Origin of the sequence: Bradyrhizobium sp. TM239, assembly GCF_036247985.1 — a bacterium.
Classification (GTDB): Bacteria; Pseudomonadota; Alphaproteobacteria; order Rhizobiales; family Xanthobacteraceae; genus Bradyrhizobium; species Bradyrhizobium ottawaense.
In genome coordinates this window covers 319,755-333,031 of record NZ_BTIR01000005.1, presented here as the reverse complement: position 1 = coordinate 333,031, position 13,277 = coordinate 319,755, and the positions used below count along the sequence as shown (strand labels likewise).

Annotated in this window: 13 protein-coding genes; 8 read left to right on the top strand and 5 right to left on the bottom strand. The window is 64.3% G+C overall.

Annotated features, from left to right (window positions below; genetic code table 11):
• Positions 1–45: 45 nt before the first annotated feature.
• The 3 genes from AABA84_RS10325 to AABA84_RS10315 form a co-directional block, all read right to left on the bottom strand.
• Entirely contained in the window at positions 46–900 is an 855-nt protein-coding gene (locus AABA84_RS10325) for a VOC family protein (protein WP_212253734.1), read from the bottom strand.
• A 92-nt stretch (positions 901–992) separates the two neighbouring features.
• Positions 993–2,006 (bottom strand): aldo/keto reductase, encoded by a 1,014-nt coding sequence (locus AABA84_RS10320; protein WP_212253733.1) that lies wholly within the window; start codon positions 2,004–2,006, stop codon positions 993–995.
• 56 nt (positions 2,007–2,062) lie between these two features.
• Positions 2,063–2,824: an alpha/beta fold hydrolase gene (locus AABA84_RS10315; protein ID WP_338311999.1), complete on the bottom strand. Its 762-nt coding sequence runs from the start codon at positions 2,822–2,824 to the stop codon at positions 2,063–2,065.
• A 338-nt stretch (positions 2,825–3,162) separates the two neighbouring features.
• On the opposite strand from AABA84_RS10315, the gene AABA84_RS10310 reads away from it, so the two are divergent.
• The 4 genes from AABA84_RS10310 to AABA84_RS10295 all read left to right on the top strand — a co-directional run bounded on the left by AABA84_RS10310 (position 3,163) and on the right by AABA84_RS10295 (position 7,530).
• Complete coding sequence (locus AABA84_RS10310) at positions 3,163–4,095, top strand: helix-turn-helix domain-containing protein (protein ID WP_338308593.1); 933 nt, start codon at positions 3,163–3,165, stop codon at positions 4,093–4,095.
• Positions 4,096–4,176: 81 nt separating this feature from the next.
• Complete coding sequence (locus AABA84_RS10305; protein ID WP_212253731.1) at positions 4,177–4,641, top strand: (2Fe-2S)-binding protein; 465 nt, start codon at positions 4,177–4,179, stop codon at positions 4,639–4,641.
• Between the two features lies 1 nt (position 4,642).
• On the top strand, positions 4,643–6,889 hold the full coding sequence (locus AABA84_RS10300) for a xanthine dehydrogenase family protein molybdopterin-binding subunit (RefSeq protein ID WP_338311998.1): 2,247 nt from the start codon (positions 4,643–4,645) through the stop codon (positions 6,887–6,889).
• Positions 6,890–6,897: 8 nt separating this feature from the next.
• Positions 6,898–7,530, top strand: coding sequence for a hypothetical protein (locus AABA84_RS10295; RefSeq protein WP_338311997.1), 633 nt, complete (start codon positions 6,898–6,900; stop codon positions 7,528–7,530).
• An 85-nt stretch (positions 7,531–7,615) separates the two neighbouring features.
• On the opposite strand, the gene AABA84_RS10290 is transcribed toward AABA84_RS10295, so the two are convergent.
• Together AABA84_RS10290 and AABA84_RS10285 are read right to left on the bottom strand one after the other, a co-directional pair.
• On the bottom strand, positions 7,616–7,855 hold the full coding sequence (locus AABA84_RS10290; RefSeq protein ID WP_338311996.1) for a hypothetical protein: 240 nt from the start codon (positions 7,853–7,855) through the stop codon (positions 7,616–7,618).
• A 68-nt stretch (positions 7,856–7,923) separates the two neighbouring features.
• The gene (locus tag AABA84_RS10285) at positions 7,924–8,118 is read right to left on the bottom strand and encodes a hypothetical protein (protein ID WP_212253728.1); all 195 of its coding nucleotides are present in this window, start codon (positions 8,116–8,118) and stop codon (positions 7,924–7,926) included.
• 87 nt (positions 8,119–8,205) lie between these two features.
• Here AABA84_RS10285 and AABA84_RS10280 point away from each other — a divergent pair, with 87 nt between their 5' ends.
• The 4 genes from AABA84_RS10280 (at position 8,206) to AABA84_RS10265 (ending at position 13,276) form a co-directional block, all read left to right on the top strand.
• A complete protein-coding gene (locus AABA84_RS10280) occupies positions 8,206–8,721 on the top strand; it encodes a YciE/YciF ferroxidase family protein (protein ID WP_212253727.1) in 516 nt (171 codons plus the stop codon).
• A gap of 1,145 nt (positions 8,722–9,866) precedes the next feature.
• Positions 9,867–11,117, top strand: coding sequence for an ABC transporter substrate-binding protein (locus tag AABA84_RS10275; RefSeq protein ID WP_028143758.1), 1,251 nt, complete (start codon positions 9,867–9,869; stop codon positions 11,115–11,117).
• Positions 11,118–11,242: 125 nt separating this feature from the next.
• A complete protein-coding gene (locus AABA84_RS10270) occupies positions 11,243–12,070 on the top strand; it encodes a helix-turn-helix transcriptional regulator (RefSeq protein WP_018318060.1) in 828 nt (275 codons plus the stop codon).
• A 195-nt stretch (positions 12,071–12,265) separates the two neighbouring features.
• Complete coding sequence (locus AABA84_RS10265; RefSeq protein WP_212253336.1) at positions 12,266–13,276, top strand: branched-chain amino acid ABC transporter permease; 1,011 nt, start codon at positions 12,266–12,268, stop codon at positions 13,274–13,276.
• The last annotated feature ends 1 nt before the right edge of the window (position 13,277 follow it).

Genomic DNA, 13,277 nt, shown 5'->3' with positions numbered 1-13,277 from the left:
GCTGCCGGCACGGATCCGGCGGCCCGTCGCCCGGGGGCCCGCGGATCAGCGTGTGACTGTCTGCTGCCGTTTTGCCAGGGCCTCGCTGAAGCGCTTCTTGACGGGGCCGAGCGCCTTGACGAACTCGAGCTGCTCGCCTTCGGGACCCTTGCAATAGATGAGCTCCCAGCCGTTCGAGGGCTCCTCGGTCACTCGGTTGGTGTTGGCGCTCTGAGGCGCGGCTTTGCGTGCAGCCTCGGTCATGACCCGGACCGTGCGGTTCGCCCTCACCTGCGTCATGCCGCGGCGCGCGGATTCGGCTTCGAGATCGGCGATGAACTTGTTGAAGTCGACGTCGTCGCGAACGTAGAAGCAGATGTGCATCATGCGCGGAAAGGCGGGGCTCATGTGCTCCACCGGTTCGGCAAAGCTCTTCGAGCTGCCCATGGGCTGGTCGGCCTCGCGATATTGCAGCAGCTCGAGCACCATGTTGTCGAACTGGATAAAGCGGACGTCGAGCCTCTGAGCTCCGCTGCGCAGATCCGGGACGCCGATCGTCCGTGGATTGACCCCGCGCGCATTCGCCTCGATTTCCTGGTCGGCCAGCAGCGTGTTCTGCACCCCGTCGCCCTGGAAGTCGCCATGACGGAAAACCTCTGTGCCGCCCAGCACGCCCGTGTAGAACTCGTAGGCCCGCTCCATGTTCTGGACCGTCAGCCCGAAGTGCTGGACGCCCTGGAGCCGCGCGCCAAGCGGCGCTTCGTTGCGCTCGGCTGAGGACATGCTGTCGGCGCCTCCTGTCGCTGCAGCCGCATCCGTCGCCGTACCGCCGACCACGAGGCCCGTGACGACGGCTGCTCCGGCAGTCCGAAGCATGGTGCGGCGGCCCATGCCGTCGGCGTTGTGTGCTTGATCTGTCATGTCTTTCTCCTTGGTCGCTGTTGACTTGGCGTGTGCCATCCTTCGGTCGAGGCCTCGCTCGACCCGATGAACCTGCCGCGCCCTCAAGCGGCTCAATCGGCCGCCGGAAGCGGAGCTGCGGGGTTGACGAGCCCCGCCGAGCGGAGCTCGCGCCAGAAATCGGCGGGGATGGCTTCCTCGACGGCGGCGCGATCTTCAGCGATGCGGCTCGGACGGCTCGCACCTGGAATGACGGCAGCGACGACTGGATTGGCCAGCGCGAACTGCAAGCCGGCCGCCTTCATGCTGATCCCGTAGCGATCGGCGATTGCCTTGATCCGCGCGACCTTTCCGAGAATCTGTGGAGGCGCCGGCGCATATTCGAAATTCGGCCCGCCGACGAGCGCGCCCGAACTGTAGGGGCCACCGACGATGATCGCGAGCTCATGTTCCGCAACCGTCGGCATCACCCGCTGCAGCGCGCGGGCATGGTCGAGAAGCGTGTAGCGGCCCGCGAGCAGGAAGCCGTCCGGGCGCGGATCTTCGAGCGCGAGCAGCAGCTCGACCGGCTCGACCCGGTTGACGCCGAGCCCCCAGGCCTTGATCACGCCCTCGTCGCGCAACCGGTCAAGCGTCCTGAACGCACCCTTGCGCGCGGTTTCGAACACCGCCAGCCACTCGTCGCCGTAGAAATCCTGCGCGACGTCATGCACGAAGACGATATCGACATGGTCGGTGCCCAGCCGCTTCAGGCTGTCCTCGATCGAGCGCAGCGTGGCATCGCCGGAATAGTCGTTCACGATTCTGTTCGGGCGTCCATGTTTGAAGACGCCGGCCTTTTCGCCGAGCGCGCGGGCACCGGCGTCCTCGGTTTCGTCGAGGATCAGGCGGCCGACCTTGGTGCTGATCACATAGTCGCCACGCGGCCGAGCGGCGAGCGCGGCACCCATCCGGATCTCGGCGAGGCCTGCGCCATAGAACGGCGCAGTGTCGAAATAGCGGATGCCGTCGTCCCAGGCCGCGTTCACCGTCGCGAGCGCTTCCTGCTCCGGGATATCGCGGAACATGTTGCCGAGCGGCGCCGCGCCGAAGCCGAGCTTGCCCGGCAGAACATCCCTGAGGGCCATTGCGCATATCCTTTGTGAGTGGCGGGAGAAGCCATTCGTGCGCGGCGCGACAAATCTCAGTCGGCCGCGGACGGGTCCGCGCTTCTTATGAAGGCCGCGACCTCGCGCGGATGCGACAACATCACGGCGTGGCTGCTCTTCAGCTCCGCCATTTTCGCGCCTGCCCGCCGGGCCATGGTGCGCTGTGCCGTCGGTGGGATCATGTGATCCTCGCTCGTCACCATGTAATGGGTCGGCTTCGTCTTCCAGGCCACACGATCGACCCTGGTCTGCACCGCCTGCAATCCCCAAGGGAGCTGCGCAGCCCCCATGAAGCGCGTCGTGGCCACGTCGACATCGGCGGCGAACGAGGTGGGGAATTTATCGCGGTCCACGAGAAGGTAATTGCCGTCGGTGACCAGTGGCGCTTTGTGCTCACCGGCCGGCGCCGGCGCTTCCGCCAGCGTGCTGACCGACTCTCCGGCGTCGGGAGCGAATGCCGCAAGATAGACGAGGCTGCGAACCCTGGGATTGTCGCCGGCCTCGGTGATGACCATTCCGCCGTAGGAATGCCCGACGAGGATCACCGGGTGCCGCGCCTTGGCGATCACGCGCTCGGTCTCGGCGACGTCATCGCGGAGCGTGATGGTCGGCCGCTGGACGACGAGCACCTCATAGCCCGCATCCGAGAGGATGTTGTAGGTGTCCTTCCAGCCCGAACCATCGACGAAGGCTCCGTGGACAAGGACGATGGAGACGGGCCTCTCCGCCGCGACCGCCGTGGCGGCCTGCGCAGTCACGATCGACATTGCGACAAGTGCCGAGACACATGACTTCATATCAGGCTCCGATCCTCGATACGGCGAGATTGCGTTCGATGAGCCATCATGAGATCGCGCCGGCATTGCGGTATTTTCGTTTCCTGCGCGATGACGGACGCATCTTGCTCATCCGTCCGCAAGATCCGTTTTCGAAGCCTGTCGGGCACATGACCAAGTCTCAGCGCTGCTTGCCTTTTACCTCTTTTAACCGGGCTGCCTCTGGACTTCGCTCACGTCGCTTGTGAAACATTCCCATCGGCGTGGCAGCGACCGGGGCTGCAACTCTACACCGGATGGAATGATCGCTCGCTTGCGATACGGGGCCGGAATTCGCCGCAGCAGAAGCGGAGGTCATGATGGCGCTCGTCACGCATGGAGATCAGAAATACCAGAACAGCGAGAAGCTCGCGGAGACCAGCAACTGGTCCGCACTGAGCATCGAACATCGGAAATTCGAGGCGGGACGGCAGCAAACGCCCGTTCCCGTTTGCACCGAGCTCGTCATGCTCGTGTCAGGCGGCGGCATGGTGTGCCGGGCCGGCAATGGCGAAGTCCAGAAGAGCCTCGCCCGGCCGGGCATGAGCTACCTCGTGCCCGTCGGAACGCAGGAGAGCCATCTCGAGCTTTCGGACCGGATGGAGTGTCTGCATCTCTATCTGCCGCCGGCGCTGCTGGACCAGAGTGCCCTCGCCGACTTCGACATCGATCCGGCAAAGGTCGAGATCGCCTATGCTCACGGTCTGGCAGACCAGGTGCTCTTCCACATCTGCTCGCCACTGCGTGACCTGCTCCATCGTCCCCGCCAGCGGACCGATGCGCTGTTCGTGGAAGGAATTCAGGTCGCGCTCGCGGCTCATCTTCTCGGACATTATACGATCGACCGCTGGCGTCCGCCGGAAAAATCGCCCTCGCTCGACCCACGACGGCTGCAGCGCGTGCTGGACTATATCGAGGCCTCACTTGGCCTCGACATCAGGCTCGAGGAGCTGGCGGCGCAGGCCTGCCTCAGCCCCTATCATTTTTCCCGGCTGTTTCGCGAGGCGACCGGACTGTCCCCGCACCGCTACGTCACCGATCGCCGCGTGCAGGCCGCCCGGCAGGAGCTCGCACGCAACCGTTTGGCCCTGGTCGAGATTGCGCTGGAGTTCGGCTTCGGTTCGCAGGCCAATTTCACGCGCGTGTTCCGCAAGGCCGCGAGTCTGACGCCGGGACAATATCGCGAATTGTGCTGCGGCCAGCCCGACATGAAAGCCGATCGCGCCGATACACTCCGCAGGGATTGCGCATGATCCCGCAGGATTCGGAAATACTGCTCCTCGCCGTGAGGCGATGCTGCCGAGCCGACCAGATCCGCCAAGGGACACACCGACATGATCGAGCTCACAGTGAACGGGATCAAGCGCCAGGTTGACGTCGTTCCCGAGATGCCTCTGCTCTGGGTGTTGCGCGACGAGCTCGGCATCACGAGTCCCAAATTTGGCTGCGGGGTCGCGCAATGCGGTGCCTGTACCGTCCACATCGACGGAAAGGCCGTCAGGTCCTGCCAGTCGCATATCGGCGAGATCGCCGGCAAGTCGGTCGTCACGCTCGAAGGGTTGGGCAACAAGGACCAGCACCCGGTCCTGCAGGCCTGGATCGAACATCAGGTCCCGCAATGCGGCTACTGCCAGACCGGGCAGATCATGCAGGCGATCTCGCTGCTCTCGAAGATCCCCAAACCGACGGACGAGCAGATCAACCAGGTGATGTCCGGCAATCTCTGCCGCTGCGGAACCTATCCGCGCATTCGCGCCGCGATCCACGCGGCTGCCGCGCACAAGATGGCGGAGAAGTGAGATGGGCGAGCTACAGGGCATTTCTCGTCGGACCTTCGTGCTCGGCTCCGCCGCCGTCGCCGGTGGCATCGCTTTCGGCTCCTACGGGCATCCGGCCGCGGCTGCCGACGGCAATCCGTTGGCTGCCGGCCTCGGCCCGAACTCCGTGACCTTCAATCCCTGGGTCGAGATCAGTCCGGACAAGATCACGCTCATCGCCCAGCACGCCGACATCGGTCAGGGTGTCGGCTCGGTGCAGCCGATCATGATTGCCGAGGAGATGGACCTCGATCCCGGCCAGTTCGAAGTTCGCTTCGCTGGTCCCAGTCCCGCCTATTTCAACACAGGATTCAAGGAGGAGCTTGCGCCGTTCCTCGCCTCGGATCAGAGCCCCGCGGCCGAAGCAGGTCGCGCCGCGGCGCTCGAAGGTCTTCGAAAGTCCGGCATGCAGATGACGGGCGGGTCGAGCACGATCCCTGACACCTATGAGAAGCTGCGCACGGCCGGGGCCGTGGCGCGTGAGACGTTGAAGGCCGCGGCCGCCAAACGTTCGGGCGTCGCGGTGGCCGACATCCGCACCCAATCCGGGCACGTGATCCTCCCCAACGGCGAGAAGATTCCCTATGTCGAGCTCGCCGCGGACGCCGCCAAGATTCCCCCGGTGCTCGATGCGCAGACGCGCGATCCCTCCACCTGGCGCATGATTGGCAAGCCGATGATGCGCCTTGATGTGCGCGCCAAGGTTCTGGGCGAGCTGAAGTTCGGCATCGACATGAAGATGGAGGGCATGCTGTACGCCGCCGTCAAGCTGAACCCCAACAAGGGGCAGCCGCTGAAATCCTTTGACGCGGGCAAGGCGCAATCGATGCCGGGGGTCAAGAAGATCCTCGAAATCAACAACGGCGTTGCGGTGATTGCCACGAACAGCTGGTACGCGATGAAGGCAGTCGACGCCATCGCGTGCGAGTGGGCGCCCTCCGCCTATCCCGCCGAGCAGGCCGACCATTGGAAGGTTCTGGAATCCTCGTTCAAGCCGGAGTTCCTGGGCAAGGAATGGCGCAAGATCGGCGATGTCGAAGCTGGCTTGCGGACGGGAACGCGCATCGAGGCCGAGTATCGCGCGCCCTATGTCGCGCATCAGCCGCTCGAGCCGCTCAACGGGATCGGCCTCGTCACCGACAAGGGGATGGAGATCTGGGTCGGCCACCAGAGCCCTCAATTCGTGCAGTATGTCGCGGCGACCGCGATCGGCCTGAAGCCGGAACAGGTCACCTTCCACAATCAGTGGACCGGTGGAAGCTTTGGCCACCGCCTCGAATACGAGAACGTCCGTGTGCTTGCCGAGATCGCGAACCAGATGCGCGGCACGCCGATCAAGCTGGTGTTCTCGCGCGAGGAGGATTTCCTTCAGGACATTCCGCGGCAGATTGCGATCGCCCGGCACAGAGGGAGCATCGACAAGGGCAAGATCGTCGCGGCCGATCTGCAATTGGCCTCGACGGCGCCGCTCAAGGGGCTGCTCGAACGTTCGGGCGCCCCCTCGAAGGATCCCGATGCTCAATTGGCGGCCGGCCTCTGGAACGTCTACTACGACATCCCCAATTTCCGGGCCACGACTTACGAGGCGCAAGGATTGTCGCCGAGCACGACGTGGCGGTCGGTGGGAGCCTCCACCGCCGGCTTCTTCACCGAGAGCTTCATCGACGAACTGATCCATGCGGCCGGCCTCGATCCCATGAAGGCGCGCATCGCGATGTGCGCCGTGCCGACCTACCGCAAGGTGCTGGAGGCGGTCGCCGAGATGTCGGATTGGAAGGGACCGCTCGGCAAGGGCAGAGGTCGGGGCGTCGCGTTCGTCGAGTCCTTTGGGACGCCAGCGGCCGAAGTCGTCGAGGTGACGGCGACGGACCGAGGCATCAGGATCGACAAGGTCTGGGTCGCGGTCGACGTCGGCAAGGTCATCGATCCCGTCAATTTCGAGAACCAGGTGCAAGGCGGCGTGGTCTGGGGGCTCGGGCATGCGATCAATTGCGAGCTCACTTACGCCAAGGGCGCGGTGCAGCAGACCAACTACAACCACCACGAAGCCATGCGGATCTACCAATGTCCCGTCATCGAGGTCCGCGGGCTCGAGAACGATCCCAAGGTGAGAGGCGTCGGCGAGCCACCCGTTCCACCCGCCGCCCCCGCGCTCGCCAACGCGATCTTCGCAGCGACCGGAAAGCGCATCCGCGAAATGCCGTTCAACAAGTTCATCGATTTCGTGTGAGGCACGCCATGAACAGGTCTCTGATCGCCGTCGTCCTCGCGGCCTCATCAATTGCCGCCCTCACCGGCATCGTCGCGGCCAAGGACGAGGCCCCCAAGGATGCGTTGCCGACGCGCAGCCTCAGCCGCGCCGAGGGACTGGCGGCGTGGAAGCGGATCGAAGCCGTGGTGACTCATCCGCGCTGCGCCAACTGCCACGTCGATGCCAAGGCGATCCCGATATGGACGCCGGCGGGCGAGGCCAAGCCGCGCGTGCACGGCATGAACATCCACGGCGGAGCGAGCCGCATCGGCGAAGAGGCGATCCCGTGCTCGACCTGTCACATGACCTCCACCCAGGCGAACGAGCCGGCCCCGGCGCCGCCGCGCGCCGGCATCGACTGGCAGCTTGCTCCCGTGGCCTTCATCTGGTTCGGCAAGAGTGGCGCGGAGATTTGCGCACAAATGAAGGATCCCAAGCGCAATGGCGGTCGCGACGCCGCCGGCCTCGTCGACCATTTGCGGCACGACGCCTCGTTGAATGGCTTCATTCCACGTGGATGGGCACCGGGAGCTGGCCGCTCGACGCCGCCCGGCACCTTCGAGGACCACGTCAAGGACATGGCCATGTGGGGAGCGGCGGGGCAACCTTGTCCGAATTGACGGCTTCGTTGCTGCCGCATTGATAACGCGAGCGTGATGACGCTGGAGGACGCGTCACAAGGAGCGCCAACCTCCGGAGGCGACATCACTCACCTGCGCAGCAATCCACCAACAGCTGCCAGATCCGCTGCGCCTCGCCTCTCTCGTGGCCTTCCGGCACCTTCTCGGCGCCGGACCGACCATATCCGGCGATGGTGCGCGCTTCACGCGGCACGATCCACCGTTCCGAGATCGGGTCGTACCATTTTCCGATGTTCATCTCAGTCACGGCGATCGATTCACAAAATTCCCAACGGTCGAGCGATGCGCCTCCTTGCGGCCCCATGCGAACCATCCGGCGGCGCGTCGCTCAGTTACCAATCAGCGGCGCGTATGATGGTTCCAGTCGCTGCATCAGCCCGGCCGGGCCGGATGAAGCGTACGCGGGTGCCGCTCGTGCAGCAGCCGCGCGAGCTCCTCACGCTCGGTTGCGCGTCCCTTCATGGCGATCTCGAACAGCGCCTCCTGGATGTCGCGAGGCATATCGCCCCACACGTCCATGGCCGCACGCCCGAGCAGGCCCGCAAGGTGATCTACTCCATCGCTCATTCGGCTCTCCTGGTCTGCACACGGGAATGGAACAGCGGCGGTCGTGCAGCGTTCCACTGCCATCATTGTGAAAAGGAGGCGTCTTTTATGGGATTCTTCACCAAGGACATCAAAACGATGGAAGACCTGCTGCTGCACGGGCTGCAGGACATCTATTACGCCGAGCAGCAGATCCTGAAGGCGTTGCCGAAGATGATCGACAAGGCGACCAACAAGGATCTCGTCACCGGACTGAAAGCTCATCTGGACGAAACCAACAAGCAGGTCGAACGGCTCGGCAAGGTGTTCGCGAAGCTCGGCAAGGAGCCCAGCGGCACTCAATGTCCCGCGATCGACGGCATCATCAAGGAGGCCGACGAGACCGCCGGTGAGATCGAGGACAAGGCCGTGCTCGACGCCGCGATCGTCGCCAACGCGCAGGCCGTGGAGCACTACGAGATGTGCCGCTACGGCACGCTGATCGCCTGGGCGGAAGAGCTCGGCCACGACGACATCGTGCGCTTCCTCACGACCAATTTGAACGAAGAGAAGGCTGCCAATACCAAGCTGAACACGGTGGCTCTCCGCAAGGGCGTCAACGCCAAGGCCTCCAACGCCGCCTGATCGAGATGCGCCGATTGCGACCTGGCGGCCCGGCTTCCGGCGCCGCCAGCGTTCTTGCGCTGCCCTCATCGCTGCGCTCGCAATGACGGAGTGTGAGGTGATGGCTCGTTCTCCAATTGACGCTGTCATTCCCCGCCTTGTGCGCAATTGCGCACTGGGGCGGGGAATCCAGTACGCCGCGGCGTCTCGATTCATCAACGACGTCTCGGCGTACTGGATCGCCCGGTCAAGCCGGGCGATGACAGTGAGTATGTTGTGGCAGACATGGCTTTGCGGCCTCGCGGCGGATTTCGCCCGAGCTTTGCTTGGTCTCGCTACCCTCCAATCCAAGAGGGCGCAGGGAAGGCCGGGTGCTGGCTCGCACCCGCGGTCCGCTGCGCGAAAAGCGCACGCAGAAAGAACCGCACAGCAGCATACAGGTGGTGCCGATCACTCGGCCTTCCCTGCGCAGTGGCTGGACGGCTTATGCCGTGATCTCCCGGGAGCCGACCATTCCTTCTGGCCTCCCTCGCCCCGCGAATTGGATGATGCAGTCCACCCGGTTGGGCTCGCTCGCACCTTCGCAGGACTTGACCGTAGCAACGACGGCCAGGACCACACGGTTTTGCCGTACGCACGGCCCGCCATTTCGCCGCAGTTTTTCCGGGCCCCGTCGACGAAGCCGGAAACTTACAGACGAGACGAAGCCTAGCAGCGCCGTCGTCTGCACGAAGCCTCGGGCTCACAGGGACTACCCGCCCTGCCCGCGCCTCTCGTGCCGACGCTGCCGCGTCCACCGCAAGCCCGGCTCGCGATGCGTGACGACACATGATCGCCCCTCTTGGTGAGCCGGGATGAACGACACATACGCCGAAACCGAATTTCGGCAAAGTGGAATATTTTTGCGCTGGTGGATTGACAGTGGGCGACACAGGCAAGGCTCTGCCGGGGCCATGGCGCCTTTCTCGACCGAGCAGCGCCCTTGCGGCACCCCTGTTGCACCGCGGAACCATTTGCGCCGCACCATTCAAAAATGAGACTGCCCGTCAAACCAAAGGAGGCGCCAACGCATGCACCGCACCGGACTTCGGTTAGCTTTCCCATCAAAGCCGCGGGCCTTGCGAGAGCCACGCGGCGACAAGAGACGACACACAGGGAGGAGCACGATGTCGAAATGCAGTGTGGGACTGCTCGCGCTGAGCAGCCTGTTTCTTTCAAGCGCAGCGATCGCTCAGGAAAAGATCAAGGTGGGCGTGACCGCGACCCTCGAAGGCACCTACACGGTGCTCGGCGAGGACGGCATGCGCGGCCACCAGACGGCACTCAACGTCCTCGGCAAGAAGGTCGGCGACAAGGAGCTCGAATTCATCGTCGCCTCGACCGACGCAACGCCGGACAGCGCGGTGCGAGCCGTGCGCAAGCTGATCGAGCAGGACAAGGTGCAGATCCTGCTGTCGCCGCTCTCCGGCGACGAAGGCATCGCGGTGAAGAACTTCGCAAAGACCCATCCGGAGCTGACCTTCATCAACGCGGCCTCCGGCGCGCAGGAAACCACTTATGTCGATCCTGCCCCGAACTTCTTCCGCTACAACATGGACGGCGCGCAGTGGCAGGTCGGCCTCGGCAAATACGCCTTTGAGGACAAGAAGTATCGCAAGATCGCAACCGTCGGCGAGGACTATTCCTTCATCTACACCCAGGTGTTCGGCCTCGTGCTCGAGTTCTGCGGCGCCGGCGGACAGGTCACCAACCGGCAATGGGTGCCGCTCGGCACCAAGGACTTTGCCTCGGTCATCGCCGCGCTGCCCGACGATGTCGATGCGATCTATCTCGGGCTCGGCGGTGCCGACGCCGTCAACTTCCTCAACCAGTATCAGCAGGCTGGCGGCAAGGCGCATCTGATGGGCGGCTCCATCATGATCGACCAGACCATCCTGTCGTCGAAGGGCAACGCCAAGAACGCCCTGGTCGGCACCATCGCGGCGAGCGGCCAGGCCGATACCTGGGAGGATCCGGGCTGGCAGAAATTCGTGAAGGCCTATCAGGACGCCTTCCCGCCGAACAAGCGCTTCCCGAGCCCGTCGCTGCTCGCCACCAACTATTACGGCTCGACCATGGCGCTGATCCTGGCGCTGCGTGAGGTCAATGGCGATCTCTCCAACAACCAGGCCAAGTACAAGGAAGCCCTCGCCAAAATCGAGATCGATGCGCCGAACGGCAAGATCAAGCTCGACTCCAACCGGCAGGCGATCGGCACCAACTTCGTCACCGAAGTCGTCGATGACGGCAAAGGCGCGCTGTTCAGCAAGGTGGTGAAGGTGATCCCGAACGTGAACCAGACGCTCGGCTACGATCCGGCCGTCTTCTCCAAGATCGGGCTGCCGAGCCGTACCGTGCCGGAATGTAAGAAATACTGACGCATCACCTCCGCGATGCACGACCCGGGGAGCGACTTGCTGACGCGGTCGCTCTCCGCTCTTGCAATCTCGTCGGCGTTGTTGAACGCTGAGCGAAAAGACAAGAACATTCGGGAGGGGAAGGCATGAGCCGTGCGCTCGCCGTCTTCCACGGCCGGTTCGGCCGGGCGACGGTTTATCAGTTGAACCGCCCTTTCAATATCCACGCCCATCGTGAAGGTCATCTGATCTTCCATGTTGGCGGCATGCCGGCATGCATCGACGTCTCCGACGGACACCACGATCTCAACGAGACGTCCGTCGTCGCGGTCAATCCCTGGGAGCCGCACAATTTCCTGCCCGCCGATCTCGACGGCGGCGCGATCTTCTTCGTGCTTTACGTCAACGCCGAATGGTTTGCGCCCGATGCATCCGGCACCCACCGGATGCGTTTCGGCCGCACCCAGTTCCGGCGCACGCCGGCCCTCGACAAGCACATCAGGCGTACCGCCGCGCTCGTGTGCGGCGCACCATCGCTCTCCAGCCTCGATTCCGAGCTGCGGCGGCTGATCGACATCTGCTACGACGAAAGCTGGCAGCAGGCCGAGATCGCGCGCGATCCACGCGCAAACGGCTCCGTCACCGATTTCCGCGTGCGCAAATGCATCAAGATGATGTCGGAGAGCCCCGGCGCCGAGATCGAACTCGATACGATCGCGCGGGAATCCGGCCTGTCGCGGCCGCATTTCTACCGGCTGTTCCGCGTCCAGACCGGCGTGACGCCGAACCTCTATCTCAACACGCTGATCATGGAACATGCGCTCGAAGCGCTGGTGGCGAGCGAAACGCCGATCGCCGATATCGGCTTCGATCTCGGCTTCTCCTCGCAGAGCGGTTTCACCCGCTTCTTCGCCGCCAATGTGGGGATGGCCCCGACCGATTATCGTCGCGCGGCCAAGATTTTGCGCGCCTGAGCGCGGGCCACGAAAAGATACTCACGATCAAACGTCGCCCTCGCAGCCCCGCTAGGATGCGGGCAACGCGATCCCGAAAGAGGGTCGCGACCGACGGGAGCGCGCGTTCATGGTGAGGCTAGCAGCCGCTGCAAGCCTGTCTGACCTGCATTCGGTGGACCTCCGGCGCGGGGCCTGGACTGGCGGGCTGCGCACATGAGCCGCTTTGTCGAACGCCATCCGGCCTGGGCGCTGATCTCGATCATCGCCATTGCCGTCGCTCTGTGGCTGGTCTTCGCGGTCTGGCCGCCGGGCCTCGAAGAAGCCGTCGGCCGCAAGCGCGTCTTCCTCAACGCGGTCTTCAACGGCATCACGCTCGGCGGACTCTACTTCCTCGTCGCCAGCGGCTTCACGCTGATCTTCGGCCTGATGCGCAACGTCAACCTCGCGCACGGCTCGCTCTATCTGTTCGGCGGCTATGTCGGCTACGCCATCAGCACGGCGACCGGCTCCTGGCTGCTCAGCTTCATCGTCGCCTTCATCCTCACCGCGCTTGTCGGCGTCCTGCTCCAGCTGATCGTGTTCCGCCGGATGGAGGGACAGGACCTCAGGCAGACCATGGTGACGATCGGGCTTTCGATCGTGTTCGCCGATCTCATGCTGTGGGCCTGCGGCGGCGACTTCTACCAGATCCAGACGCCGAACTGGCTGATCGGCCCCATCGAGCTGCCGCTGGTCACGGCGATCAAATCCTCCGGCGAGCCGGTCTATCTCCGATATCCGCTGGTGCGGCTGGTGATCTTCGCCGCCTCCGTCGTGATCGGCGTGGCGATGTGGCTCGCGCTCAATCGCACCCGCGCCGGCATGATCATCCGCGCCGGCGTCGACGACCGCGATATCCTCGCCGCGACCGGCGTGCGCATCCAGCTCGTCTTCGTGGCGGTGTTCGCGTTCGGCGCGGGACTTGCGGGCATCGCCGGCGTCGTCGGCGGCACCTTCCAGTCATTATCCCCGGGCGAGGACATCCGCTTCCTGCTCGCCTCCCTCGTCGTCGTGATCGTGGGCGGCATGGGCTCGATCCCCGGTGCCGCACTCGGCGCGCTGATCATCGGCCTCGCCGAACAGCTCGGCTCGGTCTACATCCCGACCTATGCCATCGTCGTGACCTTCCTGATCATGGTGCTGGTGCTGGCGATCCGGCCGCAAGGCCTGTTGGCGAGGCGCTGAC

Coding starts and splice junctions, on each gene's coding strand:
- AABA84_RS10325 (WP_212253734.1), bottom strand. CDS start 900: ATGACAGATCAAGCACACAACGCCGACGGCATGGGCCGCCGCACCATG.
- AABA84_RS10320 (WP_212253733.1), bottom strand. CDS start 2,006: ATGGCCCTCAGGGATGTTCTGCCGGGCAAGCTCGGCTTCGGCGCGGCG.
- AABA84_RS10315 (WP_338311999.1), bottom strand. CDS start 2,824: ATGAAGTCATGTGTCTCGGCACTTGTCGCAATGTCGATCGTGACTGCG.
- AABA84_RS10310 (WP_338308593.1), top strand. CDS start 3,163: ATGGCGCTCGTCACGCATGGAGATCAGAAATACCAGAACAGCGAGAAG.
- AABA84_RS10305 (WP_212253731.1), top strand. CDS start 4,177: ATGATCGAGCTCACAGTGAACGGGATCAAGCGCCAGGTTGACGTCGTT.
- AABA84_RS10300 (WP_338311998.1), top strand. CDS start 4,643: ATGGGCGAGCTACAGGGCATTTCTCGTCGGACCTTCGTGCTCGGCTCC.
- AABA84_RS10295 (WP_338311997.1), top strand. CDS start 6,898: ATGAACAGGTCTCTGATCGCCGTCGTCCTCGCGGCCTCATCAATTGCC.
- AABA84_RS10290 (WP_338311996.1), bottom strand. CDS start 7,855: ATGGGGCCGCAAGGAGGCGCATCGCTCGACCGTTGGGAATTTTGTGAA.
- AABA84_RS10285 (WP_212253728.1), bottom strand. CDS start 8,118: ATGAGCGATGGAGTAGATCACCTTGCGGGCCTGCTCGGGCGTGCGGCC.
- AABA84_RS10280 (WP_212253727.1), top strand. CDS start 8,206: ATGGGATTCTTCACCAAGGACATCAAAACGATGGAAGACCTGCTGCTG.
- AABA84_RS10275 (WP_028143758.1), top strand. CDS start 9,867: ATGTCGAAATGCAGTGTGGGACTGCTCGCGCTGAGCAGCCTGTTTCTT.
- AABA84_RS10270 (WP_018318060.1), top strand. CDS start 11,243: ATGAGCCGTGCGCTCGCCGTCTTCCACGGCCGGTTCGGCCGGGCGACG.
- AABA84_RS10265 (WP_212253336.1), top strand. CDS start 12,266: ATGAGCCGCTTTGTCGAACGCCATCCGGCCTGGGCGCTGATCTCGATC.